This is a genomic window from Salinibacterium sp. NK8237, from assembly GCF_015864955.1.
Classification (GTDB): domain Bacteria; phylum Actinomycetota; class Actinomycetes; order Actinomycetales; family Microbacteriaceae; genus Rhodoglobus.
In genome coordinates this window covers 1,342,301-1,366,759 of record NZ_JADYWE010000001.1, presented here as the reverse complement: position 1 = coordinate 1,366,759, position 24,459 = coordinate 1,342,301, and the positions used below count along the sequence as shown (strand labels likewise).

Here is a 24,459-nt window from a genome sequence, read left to right as displayed (position 1 = left end):
TCAGGACACAACCAAAGGAGTATTGATGTCCATTCGCACTAAGGCTCACCGCCTACTCACAGCAGGCGCCGTCGTTGCCACTGCTGCACTCGCACTCAGCGGCTGCGGAGCAATCACCGCAGCCAACGATGGCGCGAGCGCAGACGGCAGTTTCGAACTTGCCGGTTACATTCAAGAACGAATCGACAATGGTGACGAGCTGCGTATCAAGCTCAGCTACCACGACCCGTCGTTGGCATTTGCAACTCCGATCAGCGAAGGTATGGAGCGTGCAGGTAGCGACCTCGGCGTTGATGTGCAGCTTGTCGGACCCACCGGAGGCGATGCAGCAAAACAGGTCTCTGAACTTCAGACGCTCATTCAGCAAGAGGCTATTGACGGTCTTGCTGTCTCCTCGGCGTCGAGTGATGCACTCAAGCCTGTGATCGCGCAGGCTTTTGCTGCAGGAATCCCGATCATTTCCTTCAACACGGACAACCCCGACTCCCAACAAATGGGCTTCGTGGGCCAGGACCTCCGAGGATCTGGACAGTCTCAGGCTGAAGAACTCATCACCCAACTCGGTGACACCACGACCGGCAAGGTCGTAGTTTTCTCGCTCGACACCGGTGCAGGCTGGTCGAACGAACGATTCGGTGGATTTGAGGCTGGCTTCGAAGGTAGCGACCTCGAGCTCGTCGGCCCCGTAAACGTTGGCAACGAACCCAACGCTGCGTACAACACAGTTGAGTCGACCATGGCTGGACTCTCGGATGTCGTAGCCATCGCTGGCCTCGATTGCTGCTCAACAACGGCAGCCGCGCAGTGGGTAGAGCAGTCCGGAAACACAGGGAAGATCACGACCGTCGGCTTTGACCTGCTGCCGTCGACCGCCGAGTTCGTAGAGAACGGTGTCATTACTTTCACAATTAGCCAGAACCCCTCCGAGCAGGGCTACCAGGCAGTAAAGATCCTGTATGACTTCCTCACCGAAGGCACCGCGATCACCGGTGTAGACACGGGCGCCGAGTTCATCACGCAGGACAACCTGAGCGAAGCGACGGTAGAGGGCTAATGGCTACGCTCCCTCTGCCCGACGATTCAGGCCCCACCATGAGTAAGCAAATGACACCGCCCCCGGCAGTAATCATCCGAGGACTCAGCCGAAGCTTCGGCCCAGTGCGTGCTCTCGAGGACGTGAGCTTCGATGTACCAGTCGGCGAAGTAACCGCGCTCCTCGGAGAGAACGGCGCCGGAAAGTCAACGCTGCTCAAGATTCTTGCGGGCCTGCAACCGCCGAGTGGAGGGAGCGTTTCCTTCTTCGACCGAGAGGTCACCTCATTCAGTCCCAACACGATGCTTACCGAACACAGTGTCGCAATCGTCCCTCAAGAGCTCTCGCTCCTACTGGACCGCACGGTTTCGGAGAACATCCTCGCGGGCGTTGAACCAGGAAACAGACTGTTCCCGTCACAGCGCGCAATGGTGCAGCGGACAATTGCTCTGCTCGATGAACTCGGGTTGCGGATTGATCCGCGGATGCCGGTTCGTGAGCTCGACATGGCGACCCAGCAACTTGTTGTCGTGGCTCGTTCGATCGCGAGGGGTTGCCGCGTGCTCATTTTGGATGAGCCAACGGCTATGTTGACCCCGGCAGAGTCCGATCGGCTTTTCGCGTTGATGGCACGGCTGAAGGCTGCGGGGACAACACTCGTCTATGTATCGCACCGCATGCCCGAGGTGTTCGCGCTCGCGGATCAGATCGAGGTGCTGAGAGACGGAAAGCACGTTGCCTCGTGGCGTGCCGACGAAACCACACCACAACAGGTTGTTGCGGCGATGGTGGGTCGCGAGCTGAGCGAACTCACCACGCGCGCTCAATCGGGTGCACGCCCCATTCCTGCATCGGGAGCTATCCCGACGATTGCAATTAACGAGCTCAGCGGAACCCGCCACTCATCCATCAGCTTTGAACTACACCCAGGTGAAATTCTCGGAGTCGCGGGGCTCCCTGATTCGGGACGCGTTGAAATGCTGCAAAACATCTTCGGAGCAACTAAAGGGACCGGTGGAACCGTCACACTAGGCGGAGTGCCCTACGTGAACCGCACTCCCATCGCGAGCATCGAAGCCAAGCTAGCATTCGTGCCGGGGGAACGACGTGCTCAGGGCTTGCTCTCGACGATGAGCGTCGGGGACAACATTGGAGCTCTCACCGTGCGGGCGTTCACGCGACTCGGCCTTATCCGACGCCGTGCGTTTGATCGCGGTGCCAACGAACGAGCCCAAGCGCTCCGCGTTAAGACTGCAACGATCGACCAGCCGATTACCAACCTTTCGGGCGGTAACCAACAAAAGGCAATGCTTGGCCGTTGGCTCGCGATCGAACCACGAGTTTTGGTACTTGATGAGCCGACGCGTGGTGTGGACGTGGGAGCGAAGTCTGAAATCTACGAGCAACTCTTCGCCCTCGCTGCCGAGGGAGTCGCAATTCTGTGTTCGTCCTCCGACCTGCCCGAACTGCTCACCATCACAGATCGCATCGCGGTCCTGAGCGAAGGGCGTCTAGTCGGGATTGTCGATACGGCGTCTGCAACTGAGGAATCAATCATGACCCTCGCCACCGGTGCTGTTTCGACAGCAGCTTAACCGCATCACCACACATCGAAAGGAACCACATGAAGCGCAACGGCATTCTGAACGCCGAACTAAGCGGTGCTCTGGCCACGCTCGGGCACACTGATCTCATTCTGGTGGTCGACGCCGGATTTCCGATCCCGCGGACGGCCCACCGGATTGACCTCGCTGTAGCCGAGAATCTTCCCGACCTTCGAACGGTCATTGGATTAATCGCTGACGAAATCGTAGTCGAGGGCGTTGTGCGGGCCGATGACGTGACATCCAACAACCCACAACTTGATGGATGGCTCCACGAGCGCTTCAACACGGCCGACTTCACGAGTCGCCCGCACTCCGAGATGCTCAAGGAAGTCGCCGACCAAGCCAAGGTCATCGTGCGCACCGGTGCCTTCGAACCCTGGGGAAACATCGGCCTGTTCTGCGGTGTCGACGTGCCTAAGTGGTTCGGCGGGAACGGCGTCATCGCCCCTGATTACTACGCATCACAACTCTAACCACGGCGCAGAAGCGCCACAGTGTCGCCCCGCTAACGGTGCCGACAACACGCAATAGAAAGAGAAACAAGTGTCTGAAACTGCTACTACCCCTGAGCTCATGCTCACCCCTGCTGAGATGGCTCCGTACATTCAGCACACCAAGATCGAGGTTGGATCCACTCGCGATGAGATGATCGCCCACGCTCAGGAAGCCGTCAAGTACGGGTTCAATGCCGCGATGGTTCCCGCTTCGTGGGTGCCCTTGGTCGCAGCCGAACTCGCCGGCACCGGCATCCAGATTGCATCAGCCCTCGATTTCCCCAGCGTTGGTGTAATGACCAGCGCAGGCAAAGCAGCCGAGGCTGCTGAGATCGCACGCCTCGGAGCAACGCAGCTCGACATCGGGGTGCAGATCGGATGGCTCAAGAGTGGAATGTACGACGAGTTCCGAGAAGACATTGCTGGAGTCGTTCGTGCCTCGGGCATCCCCGTCAAAGTGATGCTGGAGCTGCCGTTGTTGACGGATGCTGAGAAGGATATTGCGGTTGAACTCGCCATGGATGCGGGGGCTGCCTACCTGAAGAACGCCAGCAGCGGGCAGATCGAAACTGCAAACCCGGAAAGCGTTCGTTTTCTCGTCGAGCGCGCCCGCCCCGGCGTTCTCGTGAAGGCCTCCGGCTCGATCAAGAGCTACACGCAGGGCCTTAACCTGCTGCGTGCTGGCGCTGTCCTGCTCGGCACCAGCGCGGGGATCGAAATTCTTCGGGACGGCGGAGACGAGAACACCGTCAGTTATTGATCAAAGATCACCGTCCCGATTGCGTGATGCGTCGGGACGGTGGTATTCATTACTTAAGCTAAGGGAGTTCCGTGACCACCACGTTGAGTGAAGTGATCAATCGTGATGCCCCAACCGCCATTCATGTTCAGATTTCTGAGGGAATCCGGGCACGAATTCTGTCCGGGGAGTGGCCAGCGCACTACCGCCTCAAGAGCGAGCCAGAATTGGCTAATGACTTGGGCGTAAGCCGAGGCACCCTGCGACGTGCAATCACGACACTCATCGAAGAAGGGCTCCTTCGACAGGTGCGTGGTCGAGGCACTTTCGTGATCTCGACGACGATCGAGCCCGCAATCGCTCAGAAGCTGAGCACGCTGTCTGAAGATTTCGCCCACCAAGGAATCGTGGCGACGACTCGAGTGCTTGAGTGTTCGCTCGAGACCCCGCCGGCGCCCGTCGCGGCGCTCTTGGAGGTCCCGCAAGGGGGCTCTGTTCTGAAACTAGTTCGACTTCGTAGCGCTGAGCGTGGACCTCTGGTGCTCCTCTACAACTATGTCCGCACTGACTTGGCAAACGGCATTGAACTCGTAGATTTTGAGGAGAAGAGCCTCTTTGGCACCCTTGAAGGAACGTATGGGTTGAGGATCGCGTCCGCCCGGCGCACTTTCAGCGCCCAGCCGGCTGAGGCCGATGTGGCCGATCATCTCAATCTTGAGGTGGGAGCGCCCGTGCAATATCTGCAGCAGGTCACTTATCTTGCAGACGACCGACCGGTCGAGTATTCGGATGTCTGGATTCACAGCGGTCGACTTCAGATGACTTCCCTCCTCTCGCGTCGCTAGCGCAAGTTCTCCAGCGAGGATTTCATCGACCGATAGTGAGGAACTCTGTCGGCGATTACTTACGCACCGTGGGTTCAAATCCCACCGGTACCGCCAGCAAAAGCCCCGCATCCTTGTGATGTGGGGCTTTTCTTTTGTGCCGAATTTGTGCCGGAATAGTTTCCCGGCTCGCACCCCATAAGGGTGGCTACGAGCGGTTCTCGGTCCCCGGAAGAGGGGACTATCGGTGCGTGCAGGCCTCGCGTAACGTTCGATTCGTGGGAAAAACCGGGGGGTTTCGAGCGCGACGCACAGTCGTACGCGCATTGGGCATGTTGGCGATCGTGGGGGTTCTAGCTTCAGGCATAGCGCTTTCATCAGCGCCGACGCCAGCTGCAGCAGCGGGAGAGAGCACCATCCTCTCGTTGGTGAATAGTGCGAGAGCAGCGGAGGGTCTTGGCCCACTGAAGCTGAACTCGTCGCTCAGTAAGGTGTCGCTGACGTGGGCGCAGCAGATGGCTTCCAACGGGGTCATGGCACACAATCCGAGCTATTCCTCGCAGATCCCGAGTGGCTGGAGTCGCTCCGGGGAAAACGTTGCCCGAGGGTGGACAACACCTACTGCCGTTCATAATGCGTGGATGGATTCTGCCGGGCACCGCGCGAACATCATGGGCGATTACACCGACATCGGTATTTCGTTTATCACCGTCGGCAACTCCACTTGGGCGGTACAAAACTTTGCCAAGTACGGCTCGAGCGTCCCTTCGGTGACATTGCCGAGTGGCGTCGAGCGCCTCTCGGGCTCCGACCGTTATTCGACTGCGGTCGCAATCTCGCAAGAGTACGACCCGGGAGTCAGCGTCGTCTACGTTGCAACCGGTGCCAACTATCCCGATGCTCTCAGCGCGGCTCCTGCCGCAGCCGCGCAGGGCGGTCCGCTTCTTTTGACCCCGCCGACAGGGTTGCCGACCGTAGTGAAGAACGAGATCAAACGGCTCGATCCAGACCTTATCGTGGTCGTCGGCGGAAGCGGTGTGCTGTCGAGTTCTATCTATAAGCAACTCGCAGCACTGGCGCCCAAGATTCGACGTGACGGTGGCGCAAGCCGCTACGAGACGTCACGCATCGTGATCGAGCGAGCGTTCCCTAATGGATCGAACACCGCATTCTTCGCCACTGGTGCCAACTACCCCGACGCTCTGAGTGCCAGTGCTGCAGCGGGAAATACGGGAAGCCCGGTCATCCTGATCGACGGCACCGGTAGCGGCGTCGACTCAGCAACCGCCAAGCTCATCGATCGCCTTGATATTTCGAAGATCATGATCGCCGGAGGAACCGGTGTGGTCTCGAGCAAAGTTTTCAAGGCTCTAGATGCGCAGCCCGGCGTCACGAAGGTCACTCGATACTCCGGCTCTAACCGCTACGAAACTTCGGAGGCGATCAATAGCGCAAGCTTCGACACCGCACCGCGGGCCTTCTTCGCTGTCGGTACCGGATTCGCGGATGCTCTCGCTGGCGCTGCGCTCGCGGGCGGCACATCGGCCCCCTTGTATGTGGTGCCAGGAAACTGTGTTCCGAAGGGCGTTGTGAGCAACCTGAACGACTTCGAAACCTCCAGCCGAGTTCTGCTTGGCGGAACGGGAGCTCTTGGCAGCGGAGTAGCAAAGCTGACGATCTGCAAGTAGTTACGACCAACACAAGCCCCGTATTCTCAACGAATGCGGGGCTTTGTTGTGCGTGCAGAGTGTGGCCCGCGGAACCGCTAGACGGTCGGTTTGTTGCTGGGGCTTCGAGCGTCGTCGCCCAACTTCAGCGACACGTCGAGCATGTCTTCGAGGGTTTCGCGCACGAGAGCGTCGCGGGTTTCTCGACTGCGAAAATCGACCAGCTGGTAGGACGCAGTGGCATCCACGAGGGCGAAGAGCACTAGGGCTGCACGCTCGGGCGCGATCGCGGCAAACTCTCCGGCATCCTGACCGGCCCGGATGATGTCGATGGCGAGCGCGTGCCAAGAATCCATTGAGTGGCGGGCTGCTTCGGCAAGGGGCTCGTTTTTGCGGCCGAGGCTCCAGGCGTCACACCACACTTCGCCGACGTTGTCGCGGGCGGGATCGGCGAGGGCGCTAAGGAGCGCGCGAAACTGGTCGAGTGGCCCGACGGGTGCCAGCGCGTGCAGGGTTACTTCAGCGATTTCTTTCTCGGCGATCGCCGTAAAAGTGGAAGCGACGAGGGCATCCATGTTCGGCTCATAGTGTGCGATGAGCGGGGCGGTGACTCCGCAGTGCGTGGCAAGGTTGCGGAGCGAGATGGCGGCAAGCCCGCGCGTAAGCGCGATTGTTTGCGCTGCTTCGCGCACTTCGAGGGCGCGTTCGGCGGGGTTCCGCCGCCGAGTGGTACCTACTGCCATGGCAAAAGTGTACCCGCTATTGACTCTTATTGAGTAGGTGATAAATAATGAATATCATGAACACCATCACCCGCGACGTTGTTATCGTCGGAGCCGGCGCCACCGGCCTCACCGCTGCCCGAGCTCTCGTTCGTGCGGGCAAGAGCGTCATCGTGCTCGAAGCTCGCGACCGCATTGGCGGTCGCCTCTGGACAAACGACATCGACGGCCAGATGTATGAAATCGGCGGCCAATGGGTGTCACCCGACCAGACCGCTCTCATCGACACGCTCGCTGAGCTCGGCCTCGAAACCTACTCCCGCTACCGTGACGGTGACAGCGTCTACGTCTCTCGCGATGGTGTTGCGCGTCGCTTCACCGGCGATATCTTCCCTGCGGGTGAGGCAACCGAAGCCGAGATCACTCGACTGATCGCGCTGCTCGACGGCCTCGTGGCTGAGCTCGACATTGCGGCTCCGTGGGAGCATCCGCGGGCCGCAGAATTCGACCGTATCTCGTACCGCAGCTGGCTCGAAAGCCAGAGTGCGGATGCCGAAGCGGTCGACAATATTGCGCTCTACGTTGCCGAGGCAATGCTCACCAAACCGGCTCATGCCTTCTCGCTGCTGCAGGCGTTGCTCATGGCCGCCAGTGCTGGCAGCTTCAGCAACCTCGTTGACGCCGACTTCATTCTCGATAAGCGCGTGGTCGGTGGGCTTCAGCAGGTCCCGCTGCTCATGGCCGACGCCCTGGGCGGCGACGTCGTTCGCCTCTCGCAGGCCGTTCGCCAGATCGAATGGGACGCCACAGGCGCGACCGTCACGAGCGATGAGCTAGCGGTGCGTGCCGAGCACGTGATCGTTGCCGTGCCGCCAAACCTCTATGACCGCATCGACTACGTTCCGGCTCTGCCGCGCATGCGCCAGCAGATGCAGCAGCACTCCTCCCTCGGTCTCGTCATCAAGGTGCACGCGACCTACGCGACACCGTTCTGGCGTGCTGCCGGACTTTCCGGTACAGCCTTTAGCCCGTACCAAATCGTGCACGAGGCTTACGACAACACGAACCATGGCGAAGAGCGCGGCACCCTCGTGGGCTTCGTGTCGGGGGAGAAGGCCGACGAACTGTTCGCTCTTGATCCTGCCGACCGCAAGCAGCGCATCCTTGAGTCGCTCGCCACTTACTACGGCGACGAAGCGCTCACCCCAGCCGTGTACTACGAAAGCGACTGGGCTTCCGAAGAGTGGACGCGTGGCGCTTACGCGGCGAGCTTCGATCTCGGCGGGCTCACCCGCTATGGGGCGCTCCAGCTTGTGCCGGTTGGGCCGATTCAGTTCGGCTCCAGCGACCTCGCGGCTGAAGGCTACCAACACGTTGACGGTGCTATTCGTGTGGGGCAGCGGCTCGCGGCATCCATCATCGAATCCTCGAAAGGCTAGCCATGAGCTGGAGAATGCCATCCGAAACCGCTGAGCATGAGCGCACCTGGATGGCGTTCCCGTGCGTCGGGGAAACGCTCGGCGCGACCGACGCCGAACGCGAACTCGGCTATTCCGCTTGGGCTGACGTGGCCAATGTCGTCGCCCAATTTGAGCCCGTGTCGATGGTCGTTGACCCGACCGAAATGCTTCGTGCCCGACGGATGCTCGCCAGCAGCATTGAGTTGCTCGACGCACCGCTCGACGAGTTTTGGATGCGCGACATCGGGCCAACATTCGTGCTCGACGATGAGCGGCCGGGCATGCTCGGCGCTGTCGACTGGATCTTCAACGGCTGGGGCGCTCCGGCCTGGGCTGAGTGGGCGAAGTCGGCGGAGATTGGTCGTTTCGTCGCGGAAGCCGCGGGGGCTGAACTTGTCAGCTCGCTCCTCGTCGCTGAGGGCGGCGGACTTCACGTCGATGGCGAAGGCACCGTTTTGCTGACCGACACGGTGCAGCTCGATCCGCGCCGTAATCCGCTCGCTGATCGCGCCCGCGTCGAAAGTGAGATGCTGCGCACGATTGGGGCAACGCACGCCGTCTGGCTTCCGCGCGGCCTCACCCGCGACTATGACGACTTCGGCACCAACGGGCACGTCGACATCGTCGCGACTATTGCGTCGCCGGGCCGAATGCTGCTGCACGCGCAGCCCAACCCCGAGCATCCAGACCACCAGGTGATGGCCGAGATTCGGTCGGCTCTTAAAGGCCAACGTGATGCCGCAGGGCGCGAGTTCGAGATCGTGGAGCTGCCTGCGCCGAGTATCCTTCGCGATGACCACGGCTTCGTCGATTACAGCTACGTCAACCACCTCGTCGTCAACGGTGGCGTTATCGGGTGTGGCTTTGCCGATGAAGTTGCGGATGCTCGCGCGGCCGAGATCCTGGCCGACGCGTATCCCGGCCGCGCCGTGCGTATGGTCGACTCCCGGGAGATCTTTGCTCGGGGTGGCAGCATCCACTGCATCACTCAACAGCAGCCGAAACTGCCCGAGACCGCGAAGGCCACCGAGATTTACGGAGCAATCGTATGAGCACCTTCACCGTTGTCGAAGCAACCATTGCCGAGCTGCAGGCGGCGCTCGCCGACGGAACTCTCACGAGCGAAGCGCTTGTCACCGCCTACCTCGCGCGCATCGAACGCTACGACCGCAACGGGCCGCTGCTCAATGCCGTGGTGGTTCCGAACCCTGAGGCGCTCGCCGAAGCGCGCGAATCTGATGCGCGCCGGGCCGCCGGTCGACTGCGCGGGCCGCTCGACGGCATCCCGTACACGGCCAAAGACAGTTACCTGCACCGTGGGCTCACGGCAGCGGCGGGCAGTCCTGCCTTCGCCGAGCTGATGGCGATGCGGGATGCTGCAACGATCGGTGCCCTGCGCGACGGCGGAGCGATCTGCCTCGGCCTCACCAACATGCCCCCGATGGCCAACGGCGGAATGCAGCCCGGCGTTTACGGCCGTGCTGAGAGTCCGTACAACGCCGAGTACCTCACCGCGGCGTACGGATCGGGATCGTCGAACGGATCGGGCACGGCAACGGCGGCGAGTTTTGCGGCCTTCGGCCTCGGTGAAGAGACCTGGTCGAGCGGCCGGGCTCCGGCCTCCAACAATGCGCTGTGCGCCTACACGCCCTCGCGTGGCGTGATCTCGGTGCGCGGCAATTGGCCGCTCGTGCCCACGATGGATGTCGTCGTGCCGCACACCCGCACCATGGCCGACCTGCTCGCCGTGCTCGACGTGATCGTGTTCGACGACGAAGATGCCCGTGGTGACTTCTGGCGCTCGCAGCCGTGGATGGAGATTCCGGCGGCGTCGAGTGTGCGGCCGGAGACGTATCTGTCGCTGCAGGCTGAGAGCGGTGCTGGAGCTGGCGTTGCGAATTCTGGCGCTGACGACACCGAACTGAACGTGGCTGCCGCGCTGCCGCTGGCGGGCAAGCGCTTCGGCGTTCCCCGGATGTACATCAACCGCGATACCGAGGCGGGCTCGGGCACGCGCGGTGTCGGTGGTCCGACAGGAACCGCGATTGACACCCGCCCGAGCATCCTGACCCTGTTTGACCAAGCGCGTTCCGACCTCGAAGCGGCTGGCGCGACCGTGGTGGAGGTCGACTTTCCGGCCGTCTCGAACTACGAAGCTGACCGGGCAGGCGCCCCCACGATCGCCACCCGCGGTCTGGTGAGCCCCGAGTTCCTGAAGCGCGAAATCGTTGACCTCTCGGCGTGGGCGTGGGAAGACTTTCTCCAGGCCAACGGCGACCCAAACTTCGACACCATCGTGGGTGTCGACGGCAGCACGATCTTCCCGACGACACCAGGCACCCCGCATGATCGCTACGACGGCTTCGAAGACGACATCGCGGTGTATCCGACTCAGGTGCGCGACCACCCCTACGATCACTTCACCGACATCCCCGAGCTCGAAGCGGGCGTGCGCGGCCTCGAAGAAACCCGCCGCGTCGACCTTGAAGAATGGATGCGGGCCAACGAGCTCGACGCCGTAGCCTTCCCCGCGGTCGCCGATGTGGGCTCCGCCGATATGGGAACGAACCCCGCCACGGCGGCAGCAGGATGGCGAAACGGTGTCTGGGTCGCGAACGGCAACCTCGCGATTCGGCACTTGGGCATCCCAACCGTCACGGTTCCCATGGGGCTCATGGACGACATCCGGATGCCCGTGGGAATCACGTTCGCCGGTGCCGCGTACTCCGACCTCGACCTGCTGCGTATCGGTGTCGCGTACGAAGCGGTGTCGCGGCGTCGGGTCGCGCCACCGCGCACTCCACCGTTGGTCGACTAAGCGGGTCGCACCCTAAAGCTGCTTGATCATTTCGAGTTCGCGTCGGGATTTATCGAGAATGTACGGAACCGTGTGCCTCGTCAGGCTGAAGCCGCGATTCTCGTAGGCGGCACGAGCTCGAGCGTTGTCTTCGTGCACGCCGAGGGTGAGGGTGCTGCCGTACTGGAAAGCCCACTGCTCGATGGTCGCGAGCAGGGCATCCGTCACGCCAGCTTTCCGGCCACGAAAATCGGGAGTGACGTATACACCTACAAGGAGCGGGCCTGTTTTTGCGTCAGGGACATAGCACCCCATCGTGCCGATCCACCTGCCGTCGGCGGTGATCGCGGCGACAGCAATCGCCAACGAGTTCTGCCCGCGAACAGCGCGCCGCTGCCACTCTGCTTCGGTGGCACGCTGAGCATCCTCGAGGTGCTCCGCAAATCCCATCGGGGTATCGGCGAGCATCTCCAACCTCAGATCGCGGACCTCACGCCAATCTGTTGGCTCCGTTCGTCGGATCGAAAACTGTGGTTCGCGCATATTCTGAATCTTAGTTGTGGGCCGGGCGCGCAGCCTGCCGTAGCGTTGCAGCCATGGTTCACATTCACAGCAGCACGGGCAGCGATGTTGCGGCAGTGCCCGCCGCGGTCATCACGGTTTCTGACCGCAGCTCTCGTGGCGAACGCGCCGACACTTCGGGGCCGCGTGCGGTCGAGCTGCTCGCCCAGCAGGGCTATGTGGTGTCGTTGACGGTGATTCCGGATGGCGCGGAATCAGTCACTGCCGGCATCCGTGCCGCGCTCGCCGCCGGTGCCCGCATCGTCATCACGAGTGGCGGAACCGGAGTGGCACCCCGGGATCTCACGCCCGAAGGAACCCGCCCCGTGCTCACGCGCGAGATTCCCGGCATTGCCGAAGAGCTGCGCCGCGAGGGAGCTCGGCACACGAAGATGGCGGTACTGAGTCGCGGTCTGGTCGGCATCGCGGGCGATGCTCTCGTGGTCAATCTGCCCGGGTCGACGAAAGCGGTTGAAGAGGGTCTCGCGGTGGTTGCGCCGCTGATTGGACATATTCTGGAGCAGCTCGATGGCGGAGACCACTAGCTAGCGACTTTCGCTGAGATAGCGACTTTCACTTCGGGCCGAGTAGTGCGAGTGCGAGCGTGCTCGCTGCGCGCTATTCCGGCCGACGCCAGTCGCCGGAACGACCGCCAGACTTCGCGAGCAGTCGCACGTTCTCGATCTGCACGGTCTTGTCCATGCCCTTAACCATGTCGACGATCGCGAGAGCCGCCACCGACACCGCGGTCATGGCTTCCATCTCGACGCCGGTGCGGTCTGCGGTGCGGACGGTCGCGGTCACGGCGACTCCGTCATCCGTCACCTCAAGGTCAACGCTGGCACCGTGCACGCCGATGATGTGGGCGAGCGGCAAGAGTTCGGCGGTGCGCTTCGCAGCTTGGATGCCGGCGATGCGTGCGACAGCCAGAACGTCTCCCTTGGGAGCGTTACCCGAGCGCAGCGCTTCAATGATCACGGGGGAGCAGCGAACGAAACCTTCCGCCGTCGCTTCGCGCACGGTCGGGGTCTTGGCGGTGACATCCACCATCCGGGCTTGGCCAGCGGAATTGAGGTGGGTGAAAGGCTGATCGCTCATGACACCAGTGTGACAGTCAGCACGTCGCCGGGGCGCACCTCGGTCACATCTTCGGGCACAAAGGCCAGAGCATTGGCACCGGCCAGACTCGCGACGAGATAGGAACCGGCACCACCCGCGCTCGCAGGCCGAACGGATGCCGCACCCTGCTCATCCTGTTCGACAATGGCAGGCATGTATTGCGCGCGCCCCGCGGGGCTGCGCCAGCCCGTTGTCACGGTGGCGGTGAGCGTCGGCCGCACGATCGGAGCGCGGCCCGCCATCGTGAGCAGCGCCGGGCGCACGAAGGTCTCGAAGGACACAAAGACGCTCACCGGGTTGCCGGGCAAAGCGAAAATTGCGGGACCTACCCCTGCCGCGACAGGGAAGCGGCCAAAGCCCTGTGGCTTGCCGGGCTGCATCCGCACCGGTCCGAACCATACATCGAGCGGTGCGAGCACCGCTTTCACCACGTCGTAGGCACCGACACTGACTCCGCCCGAGGTGACAAACGCATCCACGTCGGGTGCGTTTTTCTCGAGGATCTCACGCAGAGCATTGTCGTCGTCGGGAACAGAACCGAGCTGAACGGGGATGCCGCCACACTCGGTAATCATCGCTGCCAGTAGCAGCGAGTTGGAGTCGTGGATTTGGCCGCGCGCCAGCGGCTCGCCTGGCTCGCGCAGTTCAGTTCCGGTCGAGAGCACCCCGATGCGCGGCGCTGGGTAAACCGACAGCGTGCTGGCTCCGGCGGCTGCTGCCGCAGCCAGATCACGGGCGCCGAGAACGCGACCCGCAGTCAGCACCGTCTCACCCGCGCGCACATCAGTGCCCATTCGACGAATGTGGGCGGCAGCGTGAGGGGCGCGAAAAATGGTGACCGTTTCGGTGCCCTCATCGGTCTCTTCGATCGGCACGATGCAGTCCGCGTCATCCGGCACCGCGGCACCGGTCATGATCCGGGCAACCTCACCGGGCTGTAGGCGCGGGTTCTCTGCGGAACCTGCGGGGAGGTCAGCAACGACGCTGAGCACTGCCGGTGTTTCCGGCGTTGCCGCTGCGGCATCCGCCTGCCGGAGCGCGTAACCGTCCATGGCAGAGTTGTCGAAACCGGGCACATTTATCGCGGCGCGAACGTCTTCTGCGAGGGTGAGCTGCAGCGCGTGCGCAATCGGAACAGTGACGATGGGTAAGGGCGTGACGGTGGCCAGAACCCGTGAAAGGTGCTGCTCAATGCTGATCGACGTGGGCGTTGCGGATGCTTCGTGGGGCATGCTCTCACCCTAGCTAAGGCTCATTCTGATTCGTGCTCGAATCGTCGGGCTACTTTGCGTCGTTCTCGGCCGTGAGCGCAGCTCTCGCGGTGGCATCCGCGCTTCGAAGGGCCGAGGCTGGATCGTTTCCGGCGGTCGCAGCAAGGCCGGCGGCGTAACCGACAAGGAACGTGGTGACGGGAGCGGCTGGGCGAATCACAGTGTGTGCGGCGACTCCGGCTAGGTCCAGGATGCCGTCGACATCCAATGCTTCACGAAACTCTGCGGTGTCAATGCCCAAAGCTCCGCTGAGGCGCACTGCCCAGTCGTCGAGGCTCTGGCGTTCTTCTGAGTTCATTCTGTTGCTTCTTTCGTTTCTGTGACCGGGTCGGTTGCGCCAAGACGAGCAGCATCTTCCCACGTGTCAACATCACCGGTCTCGCCGAGGAGCGCCTCAACGGTGATCAGCGTGAGCGGCTCGATCAGCTTTCTCATCGAGAGCCCGATCAGGTCGTCATCGGCGCACCGCGAGATCGCGTTGACCAAGGCGCGGCGGCGATAGAGGCCGGCAAGTGGTTGACGGTGGCCGGTCGCATCGACAGAAATCACGCCATCCACGTCTGCGGGCGCAGCGGAGAGTGCGGCTGCAAGCGCCGGAACGTGGGCGGCGATCCCCGGCATGTCACACGCCAAGACCAAGATGGCGTCGCTCTCGCTCGGCACGTTTGCCGCGAGGTGGTGAACGCCAACGGCTAGCGCGGCCGCGGGGCCAGAGAATGGCGGGTCCTCTCGCGTGATCAGCACCGCAGAGTCCACAAGATTAGGGTCAATGGGGCCAACGACGGTGCACGTGCGCGCGACGCTCAAGGCTGCAGCGAGGGCATGTTCGAGAAGGCTGTTGCCTTCCACGTGGAGCGATGCCTTGGCGGCAGACCCCAATCGGGATGAGCGACCTCCGGCGAGTACCGCAGCATCGATCAGCATGGAGTTACTCTAATTGACGGGGCAATGAGCGTCACCATTCGACAAGCTCGTTCCAGAGGCTCCTGCCCTCATTGCCGTCACCGAGATAGTCTCGGCTTATGGCTGGCGCAGTAATTGTGCAGCACACGAGGAGGCAGGCAGCGTGAACAGAATCACGGCACGACGCAAGATCACCCGAGTGACGATTGGTTCACCTGCGGCAGCCCGGGAGGACGTGCTTGCGGTGGAAGAGCCGCTAGAAATGCGGGTCAACGGGCGTTCGCTCGCGGTGACGATGCGCACCCCGGGTGATGACTTCGATCTGGCCGCTGGATTTCTCGTCTCCGAGGGAATTATCACCACGGGCGACCATTTCTTCGCTGCACGCTACTGTGCCGGTGCCACTGTCGAGGGGCTGAACACCTACAACGTTCTCGACGTCACCCTCGCGCCCGGAGTGGCCGCGCCCGATCCCAGCTTGGAACGGTCGTTCCTCACGACCAGCTCCTGTGGTCTGTGCGGCAAGGCGAGCATCGACGCGGTGCGCACCAAGTCAGCGTTCTCCGTCGCGGAGGATGCTGCGCGGATCGATGCTGAGTTGCTCACGACCTTCCCGGAGAAGTTGCGCGAAGCGCAAGACGTGTTCGAGAAGACTGGCGGGCTGCACGCCGCCGCGCTGTTCGATGGAACCACCGGGGAGATGTTGGTGGTGCGCGAGGATGTGGGGCGGCACAACGCAGTCGACAAAGTTATTGGCTGGGCTGTCAAGGAGAATCGCCTCCCGTTATCGGGAACCGTGCTCATGGTATCCAGCCGAGCGAGTTTCGAGCTGGCGCAGAAAGCGATGATGGCCGGCATCCCGGTGCTGGCCGCCGTGTCGGCGCCATCGTCCCTCGCCGCGGAATTTGCGACCGAGGTAGGCATGACGCTTGTGGGCTTCCTGCGCGGAAAATCAATGGTGCTCTACGCCGGGCAAGAACGCATCACGCAGGACGAGTCGGCCCACGCTCACTAGCGGCCGCCCGCAGTAGCGGCCGCGGCCGCGCTAGCTCATCTGCGGTGCTTCGTCCTCCGTGGCCGGGACGAACCGCACCGCCATTGCCTTATAGCCGGGGGTGTTCGACTCGCGGGCGACCAGTTCACGGTGCACGAGGTTGTTTGCCTCGGGAAAATACGCTGCCGCACAGCCCCGCGGGGTCGGGTAAAAGACGAGACGGAACTTGTCGGCACGGCGCTCCTGACCTTGGAACGTGCTGATCACATCAACGAGGGCGCGATCGGTGAAACCCATGTCGGCGGCATCGTCCTCATTGATGAGGATGACGCGACGGCCACCAGAGATGCCACGGTAGCGATCATCCAGTCCGTAATACGTGGTGTTGTACTGGTCGTGGCTGCGCATGGTCTGCAAGATCAGGTGCCCCGGCGGTGGGGTGAGGTATTCCAGCGGGCTGACCGTGAAGCGCGCGAGACCGATGTCGGTGGCGAAGCTGCGGGTGTCGCGCGGCGGGTTCGGCAACACGAAACCGTTCTTTGTCTTCAGGCGTGTGTTGAAGTCGGCGAAGCCCGGTAGCACGCGGGCGATGTGGTCGCGGATGACGTCGTAGTCGTCCGCCATCGCCTTCCAGTCGATCGGGTGATCCTCGCCCAGGGTGGCGCTGGCCATCCGGGCGATGATCACTGGCTCAGCGAGAAGGTGATCCGACACCGGCTTCAGTCGCCCCTGGGTGGTGCGCACGACCGACATGGAATCCTCCACGGAAAGCACCTGACGGCCCCCCGGATGCTTGTCGTCGGTATCCGTGCGGCCCAGAGTGGGCAGGATCAGCGAGGTGAGTCCGTGCACCACATGGGAACGGTTCGGCTTGGTCGAGACGTGCACGGTCAGACCTACCCGCTGCAGTGCGGAACCGAGGGCTTCTGTGTCGGAGGCAGCGAGCGCAAAGTTTCCGCCCATCGACACGAACACGTCCACGTCGTCGTTCTCGAACGCCTCCACAGTTTCGACCGAATCGAAGCCGTGGGCGCGCGGGGAAGTGATGCCGAATTCTTTGTCGAGGGCATCCAGCATCCACTCGTGCGGTTTCTCCCAGACGCCCATCGTGCGGTCACCCTGCACGTTGGAATGGCCGCGCACCGGGCATGCACCGGCGCCGGGCTTGCCGAAGTTGCCCTGAAGGAGCAGCAGGTTGATGATCTCCTTGAGCGTGTTCACGGAGTGAGGCTGCTGCGTAAGACCGAGTGCCCAGCAGATGATTGTCGCCTTCGACTCGACCATCATGTGAGCGACCTTGGCGATCTCGAGGCGGGAGAGGCCGGTAGCAGACTCAGTCTCGTCCCAATCGATGGTCTTGCGCGCGGCCCGGTAGGCATCGATCCCATCGGTGTTCGCCGCGACGAACTCGTGATCGACGACGGAGCCGGGAACCCGTTCTTCTTCCTCCAGCAGGAGGTGGCCGAGGGCCTGGAAGAGCGCGAGGTCTGCGCCAACCTTGATCTGCAGAAACTCATCGGCCAGATTCGTGCCGCCCCCGACAACACCTTTCGGGGTTTGCGGGTCTTTGAAGTTGAACAGTCCGGCTTCGGGGAGCGGGTTGACGGCGACGATCTTGCCACCGTTGTCTTTGCACTCGGCCAGCGCCGACAGCATCCGAGGGTGGTTCGTGCCTGGGTTCTGGCCAACGACGAAGATGAGCTCGGCCTGATGGATGTCCTCGAGAGAGACGGTGCCTTTACCGATGCCGATGGTGGGGTTCAGTGCGGAACCGGATGATTCGTGGCACATGTTCGAGCAGTCCGGCATGTTGTTGGTGCCGATCGAGCGGGCGAAGAGCTGGTACATGAACGCCGACTCGTTGGCCGTGCGGCCGGACGTGTAGAAGACGGTGCGCTCCGGGGTTGAGGCGCGAATCTTTTCTCCGATGAGTTCGAAGGCATCGTTCCAGGAGATCTGCGAGTAGTGAGTGTCGCCGGGGCGGATGACGACCGGATGCGTGATGCGGCCTTGGTTGCCCAGCCAGTATTCGGTTTTCTCGGACAATTCGGCGATGGAATGTTCCGCCCAGAATTCCGGGGTCACGGTGCGAAGAGTGCTCTCCTCGGCGACCGCCTTGGCGCCGTTCTCGCAGAACTCTGCGGCCTTGCGGTGTCCCTGCGATTCCGGCCACGCGCAGCCGGGGCAGTCCGTGCCGTCGCGTTGGTTCAGTCGCAACAGTGAGCGCGCGGTTCGTGTCACGCCCGCCTGCGCGATTCCACGATCCAGAGCGACGAGCACCGCTTCTACTCCGGCCGCCGACTTCTTAGGCTTCGTGACGATCAGGTCGTCTTCGTTGATGTCGTCTACCGGTGCGCCACGTGTCATAACCCCATCCTGCCTTCAATCTATGAGAATTCGTAAATAATCTCGGTCAGATACCTAAGATTTGATCAGGTTAATTGCTAACCTGTGTTTCGCGGCCAAATTGCCGACAGCAGCGTTGCTGTTCACCATGCTTAATGTGACGAGGAGACCATCCATGAGCTGGCTTGACCGAGAACACACCATCGCCCCTCCCGGTTTCAATCGCTGGCTTGTTCCGCCAGCCGCGCTGGCGGTGCACTTGAGCATCGGCCAGGCGTACGCCACGAGCGTGTACAAGACCGCTCTCGTTGAACATTTCGATGCGAGCCTCACCCAAATCGGCGTGATCTTCTCGATCGCTATCGTCATGCTCGGGCTGTCGGCCGCGATCATGGGAACCTGGGTAGACCGAAGCGGCCCACGCAAAGCCATGTTTGTTGCCGCGCTGTTCTGGTCGAGCGGCTTCTTGATCGGTTCGCTTGGCGTCTTCTCCAACCAGCTGTGGCTGGTCTACGTGGGCTACGGCTTTATCGGCGGTATCGGCCTAGGAATCGGCTACATCTCCCCGGTGTCGACCCTGATCAAGTGGTTCCCGGACCGCCCCGGCCTTGCAACCGGTATGGCCATTATGGGATTCGGTGGCGGCGCACTAATCGCGAGCCCCGTTTCCACGGCACTGCTCTCGTTTTACGATCCGAACTCTGGAGTTGACGGCTGGGTCGCCAGCGGTGACGCGGTTGGCAAGTTGTTCCTCACGCTGGGGCTCGTCTATCTCGCGTACATGATGTTCGGCGCATTCACGATCAAGGTGCCTGCCGAAAGCTGGACGCCGGCCGGTTTCGACGCGTCGAAAGTTAAGGCGAAGGCGCTGGTCACCAGCAACCACGTCTCGGCAAACAACGCGATCAAGACCCGTCAGTTCTGGCTTGTCTGGATCGTGCTCTTCTGCAACGTCACAGCGGGCATCGGAATTCTCGAGCAGGCTGCGCCCATGATTCAAGACTTCTTCCGTCAACCCGACGGGCAGTCGTTGGTCACGGCTGCAGTGGCCGGCGGCTTCGTCGGGCTGCTGTCGATCGCCAACATGGGCGGCCGCTTCGTCTGGTCATCCACGTCAGACATCACCGGCCGCAAGAACATTTACATGATCTATCTCGGCGTGGGCGCGGTGCTCTACCTCGTGTTGGCTCTGGTTGGATCAAGCACGACCGCAATCTACGTCGCGCTCGCGTTCGTCATCATTTCGTTCTACGGCGGTGGCTTCGCCACGGTTCCGGCGTACTTGCGCGATCTCTTCGGCACCTTCCAAGTGGGCGCCATTCACGGTCGCTTGCTGACCGCCTGGTCAGCGGCAGGCATCGCTGGCCCGCTGATCGTGAATTCCTTCTTGGATGCGCAGGGTGCCCCTGGCGAGCTGACCGCTGCGGCCTATCAGCCCGCACTCTTGACCATGGTGGGACTACTGGTCGTAGGGTTCATGGCCAATCTTCTGGTGCGGCCCGTACATTCCAACTTCCACGAACCATCCACGTCCAGGTCTGAAGACCTCACGATCTCAACGGAGGCCTGAGATGAAAAAGGCACAACTCGCGGCCGTGTGGGCCCTCGTCGGTATTCCATTGCTCTACGGCGTGGTTCAGACCGTCGCTAAGGCATCGGCACTTTTCGGCTGAGGTGAAAACGCTCTAAGTTCTCCGCAGATGCGGTGCTAAACTCCGCTTTATGACGCACTATCGGATTAGCGAGGCTGCTGGGCTGCTCGGAGTTAGCGACGACACCGTGCGACGGTGGATCGCCTCCGACGGCCTGCCTGTCTCTCTCGATGACGGCGGGCGCCAAGTTGTCGACGGCGCGGACCTAGCCCAGCGTGCTCAAGAACGTGCGCAACATGCTCAGCAGTTGGTAGCGGCATCCGAGTCAACGAGCAGCGCTCGTAACCGGATGGTCGGGCTCGTCACGGGCATCCTGAGCGACACTGTCATGTCGCAGGTCGAGCTGCAGTGCGGCCCGCATCGTATTGTGTCGCTCATGTCGACCGAAGCGGTGCGTGACTTGAAACTCGAAATTGGGTCGCTCGCGGTCGCCGTCGTGAAAGCGACGATGGTGGTTGTTGAGGCTCCGAAAGACAACTCCTAGTGATGCGCGGTGTTCGCCAGCACGGGCAGCAGGGCGGTCACGGGCGACGACGGGATCGCGTGCTGAGGGCGGTTGCCGTTGGTGCGCTCGCGGGCGTGCTTGGGCTCGCCGGATGCTCATCGGCAGAGCCGGCGTCGACATCCACCTCAGATGACGGTGCGCTGCAGGGTGAGCTCACGATCTTCGCTGCCGCCTCATTGACGGCCTCGTTCTCCGAGCTGGCTGAGGCGTTCGGCGCCGAGAACCCCGGCGTCACGATCGCCCCGATCTCTTTCGACGGTTCCTCTACTCTCGCAACGCAGATCAGCGAAGGTGCCCCGGCGGACGTTTTCGCCTCCGCGGATGACGCGACAATGCAGCAGGTCAGCGCCGAGCTGGCGACTGCTCCCGTTTCTTTCGCGAGCAACGAATTGCAGATTGCAGTGCAGCCCGGCAACCCGTTGGACATCACGGCGCTGAGCGATCTGGCGGAGCCCGCCGTGCAGGTTGCCCTGTGCGCCCCCGCAGTTCCGTGTGGGGCGGCCTCCCACATCCTGCTCGACAACGCGGAAATCGCACTCACGCCCGTGACGGAAGAACAGAACGTGACGGCCGTGTTGACCAAGGTCGAGCTGGGCGAAGTGGATGCCGGGCTCGTCTATGTCACCGACGTGCTGAATGCCGCGGGTGCGGTCGAGGGCGTCGAGATTGTCAATGCCGCAACCGCTCGCAACACGTACCCGATTGCCGTGCTGAACGAGGCTGTGCAACCGGCCATCGCCGCCGCATTCGTGGACTTCGTGCTCTCGGCGCAGGGGCAGAGCATCCTCGCCAGTTACGGATTCTCGACACCATGAGTGAGACCGCGCGCTCGGCGCTCACCCCGAGAAAAACTGCTGGCGCTCGCGGTGCTGCGGGCACACGCGGCGCGACCGCCGCCAGCCAGAGCATCCCGCGGCTGCTCTATATTCCGGCCGCGCTCGGCTTTGCGCTGCTGATTCTGCCGATTGTCGGGCTCTTTCTCCGCGCTGACTGGCCGAGCGTTCCCGCCGCGATTGTGTCGGAAGAGTCGCTGTCGGCGCTGCGGTTGTCGCTGCAGACCGCGCTCGCCGCGACCGTCGTGTGTTTGATCGTCGGCCTCCCGCTAGCCTTGGTAATTGCGCGCTCCGGCGCCCGGCTGGCCGGTCTGCTGCGCGCGCTCACGACGCTCCCGCTCGTGATGCCACCCCTGGTCGGCGGCATCGCGCTGCTGTACCTTCTCGGACGCAACGGGCTCGTCGGCAGTGTGCTCGAACTGTGGTTCGGCATCCGCATTCCGTTCACGACGGGTGCTGTCGTAATCGCTCAATCGTTCGTGGCTCTGCCTTTCTTGGTGATCTCGGTCGAGGGTGCACTGCGCACCGCGGGCACCCGGTACGAGGCGGTCGCGGCAACTCTCGGTGCCGGCCGCTGGACGGTGTTTCGCCGCGTCACTTTGCCGCTCATCATGCCGGGCGTCATCGCCGGAACCGTGCTCTGCTTCGCCCGCGCGCTCGGCGAATTCGGCGCCACCGCCCTCTTCGCCGGCAACGCCGCCGGCACCACCCGCACCATGCCCCTCGCGATCTACACCGCGTTCAACGGCGCCGGCGTGAGCCAAGATTCCGCCATTGCGCTGTCGCTGCTGCTCGTGGTTGTCGGCATCGTCATCCTGCTTCTACTGCGCAGCTGGCGCACAACCCCAGAGCGGTGATCCGATGACTCTGGATACCACCCTGCGGCTGACCCGAGGCTCCTTCGTTCTCGACGCGAGCGTCTCAGTCGCACCCGGCGAAACCTTGGCGCTGCTCGGGCCGAACGGCTCGGGCAAATCGACCATGCTCGCGCTGATCGCCGGACTGCTTGCCCCCGACAGCGGCACCGTTTCCGTCAACGGTCGAGTACTCACTGACGTGCCGCCAGCACGCGGTGGCCGGATGACGGTGGTGCCCGCCCATCGTCGCCGCATTGGATTGCTCGGCCAAGACCCGCTGCTGTTCCCGCACCTCAGCGCCCTCGAGAATGTTGCTTTCGGGCTGCGGTCGCAGGGGATGAAAGTGGCCGAAGCCCGGCAGCGCGCGGGGGAGTGGATCGACGCCGTCGGCATGACCGAGTTTGTCGACCGCAAGCCCGCTGAACTATCCGGCGGCCAACAGCAGCGCATCGCCATCGCGCGCGTGCTCGCGACCGAACCCGACGTGCTGCTCTTCGACGAGCCGATGGCTGCCCTCGATGTGCAGAATGCTTCCCTCGTGCGCACCCTATTGCGCGAATGCCTCGGCGCTCGCGGCGCTGCTCGCGGTGTTCACATCGGCGATCTCGAGCGGGCTGCCCTGCCCGCCACGATTGTGGTCACCCACGATGTGGTGGATGCGATGGTGCTGGCTGATCGTGTCGCCATCGTGGATGCCGGCCGCATCATCGACAGCGGCGACGTCGAGCGAGTGCTTGGACAACCCGTCAACCAGTTCGCCGCCACTTTGGTCGGGCTCAACCTGCTCGACGGCATTGTCGAAACCCCTGACCTTGTGCGGCTGCCAGACGGTCGACGCTTCGCCGTCGCTGCAGGCTTGCCCGCGGTCGGGTTAGACGTATCGATCGCCTTCCCGCCGGCGGCTGTTGCCGTGAACCGGATGCCGCAGAGCGCGGGCTCGGGCGCGCCAGAATCGTCGTCTACCCACACCCCAGAAGTCGTGCCCGCAGCGCTCGCAGCGCCCGCAGCACCTCCGAACTCGTGGCACGCCACGGTCGCATTTCTCGAGCCGGGACTCCAGGGCATCCGCGTCACGCTGCAGGACGACACCGTGGTGGCCGAGGTGTTGCCAGCCGACCTGCTGACGACTGGAATCGCTCCGGGCGACTGGGTCACGGCATCCGTCGATCCGACTCGAATCTCGGTGTATTCGCGCCGCTAACCTCTGCCGTTGTGGCAGGTGGCGTTGTTAGAATTCGCCCATGCGCGTCACACGACTCAGAGTGTATCCAGTGAAATCCTTCGCGGGCGAAGACGTCGATTCGGCCGTGGTGAACCCGTGGGGGCTGGAGCAGGATCGTCGCTGGGCTCTCGTCGACAGCGACGGCAAAGCTCTCACCGCGCGCCAGCACAACCACCTTCTTGGCCTTTCGGCGCACGCCCTGAGCGAGACGGCCGTGCGGCTTTCTGACCGCGACGGCTCCAGCATCACCGTCGATATGGCGGATGGCGGCGACACCATCGAAGTGAACCTCGATGGGCAAGGCACAGCGCTTGCTGCCCGCGGCGACGTTAATGCCTGGCTCAGCGAACGCGTCGGCCTCGACGCTCGCCTCGTCTGGCAATCCGACCCGACGGTGCGCCCGATCGACCCCGAAGACGGCGGCCAGCCCGGCGACGTGGTGTCCCTCGCCGACGGTGGCCCGCTGCTCCTCGCGAGCGGAGCATCGCTGCGCCAGCTCGACGAGTGGACCGACGCGGATGACGAACCCCTCGACATGGTTCGCTTCCGTCCCAACGTGATCATTGACGATCTCGAACCGTTCGTCGAAGAAAGCTGGACGCACGTCACTATCGGCGACGTGCGCTTTCGCGTCACCATGATCTGCGACCGCTGCGTCATGACCACGATCGAACCCTCCACTCTCGAGCGCGGCAAGGAACCGATTCGAACCTTGGCGGAGCACCGCCAGCGGGATCACAAGACGTGGTTCGGCATCCGCCTCACTCCGCTTGATGGCGGCAGCATTCACGTCGGCGATGCGATCGAGGCGACGGCCTCGGAGGTTTCGCAGCCTGCCGCGGGTTAGTCTGAC

The 24,459-nt window shown here is 62.8% G+C and carries 24 protein-coding genes; 17 read left to right on the top strand and 7 right to left on the bottom strand.

Features of this window, described 5'->3' with window-relative positions; genetic code table 11:
• Positions 1 to 25 precede the first annotated feature (25 nt).
• The 6 genes from I6E56_RS06630 to I6E56_RS06605 all read left to right on the top strand — a co-directional run bounded on the left by I6E56_RS06630 (position 26) and on the right by I6E56_RS06605 (position 6,385).
• Positions 26 to 1,054, top strand: a complete 1,029-nt coding sequence (locus I6E56_RS06630) for a substrate-binding domain-containing protein (RefSeq protein ID WP_197136869.1) — start codon at positions 26 to 28, stop codon at positions 1,052 to 1,054.
• On the top strand, positions 1,054 to 2,628 hold the full coding sequence (locus I6E56_RS06625; protein WP_231606262.1) for a sugar ABC transporter ATP-binding protein: 1,575 nt from the start codon (positions 1,054 to 1,056) through the stop codon (positions 2,626 to 2,628). Before I6E56_RS06630 ends, I6E56_RS06625 begins: the two co-directional genes overlap by 1 nt.
• 29 nt (positions 2,629 to 2,657) lie before the next feature.
• On the top strand, positions 2,658 to 3,113 hold the full coding sequence (gene rbsD, locus I6E56_RS06620) for a D-ribose pyranase (RefSeq protein WP_197136868.1): 456 nt from the start codon (positions 2,658 to 2,660) through the stop codon (positions 3,111 to 3,113).
• Positions 3,114 to 3,183: 70 nt separating this feature from the next.
• Positions 3,184 to 3,894, top strand: coding sequence for a deoxyribose-phosphate aldolase (gene deoC / locus I6E56_RS06615; RefSeq protein WP_307842795.1), 711 nt, complete (start codon positions 3,184 to 3,186; stop codon positions 3,892 to 3,894).
• Between the two features lie 71 nt (positions 3,895 to 3,965).
• A complete protein-coding gene (locus I6E56_RS06610; protein WP_307842794.1) occupies positions 3,966 to 4,718 on the top strand; it encodes a GntR family transcriptional regulator in 753 nt (250 codons plus the stop codon).
• 407 nt (positions 4,719 to 5,125) lie between these two features.
• Positions 5,126 to 6,385 (top strand): cell wall-binding repeat-containing protein, encoded by a 1,260-nt coding sequence (locus I6E56_RS06605; RefSeq protein ID WP_197136867.1) that lies wholly within the window; start codon positions 5,126 to 5,128, stop codon positions 6,383 to 6,385.
• 77 nt (positions 6,386 to 6,462) lie between these two features.
• Here the strand turns inward: I6E56_RS06605 and I6E56_RS06600 are convergent, their stop codons facing one another.
• Complete coding sequence (locus tag I6E56_RS06600; protein ID WP_197136866.1) at positions 6,463 to 7,107, bottom strand: TetR/AcrR family transcriptional regulator; 645 nt, start codon at positions 7,105 to 7,107, stop codon at positions 6,463 to 6,465.
• A gap of 56 nt (positions 7,108 to 7,163) precedes the next feature.
• Between I6E56_RS06600 and I6E56_RS06595 the strand changes: the two genes are divergently transcribed.
• From I6E56_RS06595 to I6E56_RS06585, 3 genes are read left to right on the top strand one after another with little or no spacing between them, the layout of a single operon-like run.
• Positions 7,164 to 8,525, top strand: a complete 1,362-nt coding sequence (locus I6E56_RS06595; RefSeq protein WP_197136865.1) for an NAD(P)/FAD-dependent oxidoreductase — start codon at positions 7,164 to 7,166, stop codon at positions 8,523 to 8,525.
• 2 nt (positions 8,526 to 8,527) lie between these two features.
• Positions 8,528 to 9,598, top strand: a complete 1,071-nt coding sequence (locus I6E56_RS06590; RefSeq protein WP_197136864.1) for an agmatine/peptidylarginine deiminase — start codon at positions 8,528 to 8,530, stop codon at positions 9,596 to 9,598.
• Positions 9,595 to 11,364, top strand: coding sequence for an amidase (locus I6E56_RS06585; RefSeq protein WP_197136863.1), 1,770 nt, complete (start codon positions 9,595 to 9,597; stop codon positions 11,362 to 11,364). The genes I6E56_RS06590 and I6E56_RS06585 overlap by 4 nt, the downstream gene beginning before the upstream one ends.
• A gap of 12 nt (positions 11,365 to 11,376) precedes the next feature.
• Here I6E56_RS06585 and I6E56_RS06580 read toward each other — a convergent pair whose 3' ends face one another.
• The gene (locus I6E56_RS06580) at positions 11,377 to 11,886 is read right to left on the bottom strand and encodes an N-acetyltransferase (RefSeq protein WP_197136862.1); all 510 of its coding nucleotides are present in this window, start codon (positions 11,884 to 11,886) and stop codon (positions 11,377 to 11,379) included.
• 53 nt (positions 11,887 to 11,939) lie between these two features.
• On the opposite strand from I6E56_RS06580, the gene I6E56_RS06575 reads away from it, so the two are divergent.
• On the top strand, positions 11,940 to 12,449 hold the full coding sequence (locus tag I6E56_RS06575) for a molybdenum cofactor biosynthesis protein B (RefSeq protein WP_197136861.1): 510 nt from the start codon (positions 11,940 to 11,942) through the stop codon (positions 12,447 to 12,449).
• A gap of 73 nt (positions 12,450 to 12,522) precedes the next feature.
• Here I6E56_RS06575 and moaC read toward each other — a convergent pair whose 3' ends face one another.
• From moaC to I6E56_RS06555, 4 genes are read right to left on the bottom strand one after another with little or no spacing between them, the layout of a single operon-like run.
• Positions 12,523 to 13,002 carry a cyclic pyranopterin monophosphate synthase MoaC gene (moaC, locus tag I6E56_RS06570; RefSeq protein WP_197136860.1) on the bottom strand — a complete coding sequence of 160 codons (480 nt, stop codon included), beginning with the start codon at positions 13,000 to 13,002 and terminating at the stop codon, positions 12,523 to 12,525.
• A complete protein-coding gene (glp, locus tag I6E56_RS06565; protein ID WP_197136859.1) occupies positions 12,999 to 14,255 on the bottom strand; it encodes a gephyrin-like molybdotransferase Glp in 1,257 nt (418 codons plus the stop codon). The genes moaC and glp overlap by 4 nt, the downstream gene beginning before the upstream one ends.
• 49 nt (positions 14,256 to 14,304) lie before the next feature.
• Positions 14,305 to 14,592, bottom strand: a complete 288-nt coding sequence (locus I6E56_RS06560) for a DUF6457 domain-containing protein (protein ID WP_197136858.1) — start codon at positions 14,590 to 14,592, stop codon at positions 14,305 to 14,307.
• Positions 14,589 to 15,218, bottom strand: a complete 630-nt coding sequence (locus tag I6E56_RS06555) for a molybdenum cofactor guanylyltransferase (protein WP_197136857.1) — start codon at positions 15,216 to 15,218, stop codon at positions 14,589 to 14,591. Before I6E56_RS06555 ends, I6E56_RS06560 begins: the two co-directional genes overlap by 4 nt.
• A gap of 142 nt (positions 15,219 to 15,360) precedes the next feature.
• Here I6E56_RS06555 and fdhD point away from each other — a divergent pair, with 142 nt between their 5' ends.
• A complete protein-coding gene (gene fdhD, locus I6E56_RS06550; RefSeq protein WP_197136855.1) occupies positions 15,361 to 16,212 on the top strand; it encodes a formate dehydrogenase accessory sulfurtransferase FdhD in 852 nt (283 codons plus the stop codon).
• A gap of 30 nt (positions 16,213 to 16,242) precedes the next feature.
• On the opposite strand, the gene I6E56_RS06545 is transcribed toward fdhD, so the two are convergent.
• Positions 16,243 to 18,558 carry an FdhF/YdeP family oxidoreductase gene (locus tag I6E56_RS06545; RefSeq protein ID WP_197136853.1) on the bottom strand — a complete coding sequence of 772 codons (2,316 nt, stop codon included), beginning with the start codon at positions 18,556 to 18,558 and terminating at the stop codon, positions 16,243 to 16,245.
• A gap of 154 nt (positions 18,559 to 18,712) precedes the next feature.
• Between I6E56_RS06545 and I6E56_RS06540 the strand changes: the two genes are divergently transcribed.
• The 6 genes from I6E56_RS06540 to I6E56_RS06515 all read left to right on the top strand — a co-directional run bounded on the left by I6E56_RS06540 (position 18,713) and on the right by I6E56_RS06515 (position 24,453).
• Positions 18,713 to 20,107: an OFA family MFS transporter gene (locus tag I6E56_RS06540; RefSeq protein WP_197136851.1), complete on the top strand. Its 1,395-nt coding sequence runs from the start codon at positions 18,713 to 18,715 to the stop codon at positions 20,105 to 20,107.
• A gap of 152 nt (positions 20,108 to 20,259) precedes the next feature.
• A complete protein-coding gene (locus tag I6E56_RS06535; protein ID WP_197136848.1) occupies positions 20,260 to 20,673 on the top strand; it encodes a molybdopterin-binding protein in 414 nt (137 codons plus the stop codon).
• Positions 20,674 to 20,675: 2 nt separating this feature from the next.
• Entirely contained in the window at positions 20,676 to 21,509 is an 834-nt protein-coding gene (gene modA, locus I6E56_RS06530) for a molybdate ABC transporter substrate-binding protein (RefSeq protein ID WP_197136847.1), read from the top strand.
• Positions 21,506 to 22,384 (top strand): ABC transporter permease, encoded by an 879-nt coding sequence (locus I6E56_RS06525; RefSeq protein WP_231606260.1) that lies wholly within the window; start codon positions 21,506 to 21,508, stop codon positions 22,382 to 22,384. The genes modA and I6E56_RS06525 overlap by 4 nt, the downstream gene beginning before the upstream one ends.
• Before the next feature lie 4 nt (positions 22,385 to 22,388).
• The gene (locus tag I6E56_RS06520) at positions 22,389 to 23,585 is read left to right on the top strand and encodes an ABC transporter ATP-binding protein (RefSeq protein ID WP_197136845.1); all 1,197 of its coding nucleotides are present in this window, start codon (positions 22,389 to 22,391) and stop codon (positions 23,583 to 23,585) included.
• Positions 23,586 to 23,625: 40 nt separating this feature from the next.
• The gene (locus tag I6E56_RS06515; protein ID WP_197136843.1) at positions 23,626 to 24,453 is read left to right on the top strand and encodes an MOSC domain-containing protein; all 828 of its coding nucleotides are present in this window, start codon (positions 23,626 to 23,628) and stop codon (positions 24,451 to 24,453) included.
• Positions 24,454 to 24,459 lie beyond the last annotated feature (6 nt).

What these genes read in the sequence shown, in the direction of transcription:
- glp (WP_197136859.1), bottom strand. Translation starts at nt 14,255, where the DNA reads ATGCCCCACGAAGCATCCGCAACGCCCACGTCGATCAGCATTGAGCAG.
- I6E56_RS06520 (WP_197136845.1), top strand. Translation starts at nt 22,389, where the DNA reads ATGACTCTGGATACCACCCTGCGGCTGACCCGAGGCTCCTTCGTTCTC.
- I6E56_RS06580 (WP_197136862.1), bottom strand. Translation starts at nt 11,886, where the DNA reads ATGCGCGAACCACAGTTTTCGATCCGACGAACGGAGCCAACAGATTGG.
- I6E56_RS06595 (WP_197136865.1), top strand. Translation starts at nt 7,164, where the DNA reads ATGAACACCATCACCCGCGACGTTGTTATCGTCGGAGCCGGCGCCACC.
- I6E56_RS06555 (WP_197136857.1), bottom strand. Translation starts at nt 15,218, where the DNA reads ATGCTGATCGATGCTGCGGTACTCGCCGGAGGTCGCTCATCCCGATTG.
- I6E56_RS06540 (WP_197136851.1), top strand. Translation starts at nt 18,713, where the DNA reads ATGAGCTGGCTTGACCGAGAACACACCATCGCCCCTCCCGGTTTCAAT.
- I6E56_RS06535 (WP_197136848.1), top strand. Translation starts at nt 20,260, where the DNA reads ATGACGCACTATCGGATTAGCGAGGCTGCTGGGCTGCTCGGAGTTAGC.
- I6E56_RS06625 (WP_231606262.1), top strand. Translation starts at nt 1,054, where the DNA reads ATGGCTACGCTCCCTCTGCCCGACGATTCAGGCCCCACCATGAGTAAG.
- I6E56_RS06515 (WP_197136843.1), top strand. Translation starts at nt 23,626, where the DNA reads ATGCGCGTCACACGACTCAGAGTGTATCCAGTGAAATCCTTCGCGGGC.
- I6E56_RS06545 (WP_197136853.1), bottom strand. Translation starts at nt 18,558, where the DNA reads ATGACACGTGGCGCACCGGTAGACGACATCAACGAAGACGACCTGATC.
- I6E56_RS06525 (WP_231606260.1), top strand. Translation starts at nt 21,506, where the DNA reads ATGAGTGAGACCGCGCGCTCGGCGCTCACCCCGAGAAAAACTGCTGGC.
- I6E56_RS06585 (WP_197136863.1), top strand. Translation starts at nt 9,595, where the DNA reads ATGAGCACCTTCACCGTTGTCGAAGCAACCATTGCCGAGCTGCAGGCG.
- rbsD (WP_197136868.1), top strand. Translation starts at nt 2,658, where the DNA reads ATGAAGCGCAACGGCATTCTGAACGCCGAACTAAGCGGTGCTCTGGCC.
- modA (WP_197136847.1), top strand. Translation starts at nt 20,676, where the DNA reads ATGCGCGGTGTTCGCCAGCACGGGCAGCAGGGCGGTCACGGGCGACGA.
- moaC (WP_197136860.1), bottom strand. Translation starts at nt 13,002, where the DNA reads ATGAGCGATCAGCCTTTCACCCACCTCAATTCCGCTGGCCAAGCCCGG.
- I6E56_RS06600 (WP_197136866.1), bottom strand. Translation starts at nt 7,107, where the DNA reads ATGGCAGTAGGTACCACTCGGCGGCGGAACCCCGCCGAACGCGCCCTC.
- I6E56_RS06575 (WP_197136861.1), top strand. Translation starts at nt 11,940, where the DNA reads ATGGTTCACATTCACAGCAGCACGGGCAGCGATGTTGCGGCAGTGCCC.
- I6E56_RS06590 (WP_197136864.1), top strand. Translation starts at nt 8,528, where the DNA reads ATGAGCTGGAGAATGCCATCCGAAACCGCTGAGCATGAGCGCACCTGG.
- I6E56_RS06560 (WP_197136858.1), bottom strand. Translation starts at nt 14,592, where the DNA reads ATGAACTCAGAAGAACGCCAGAGCCTCGACGACTGGGCAGTGCGCCTC.
- I6E56_RS06630 (WP_197136869.1), top strand. Translation starts at nt 26, where the DNA reads ATGTCCATTCGCACTAAGGCTCACCGCCTACTCACAGCAGGCGCCGTC.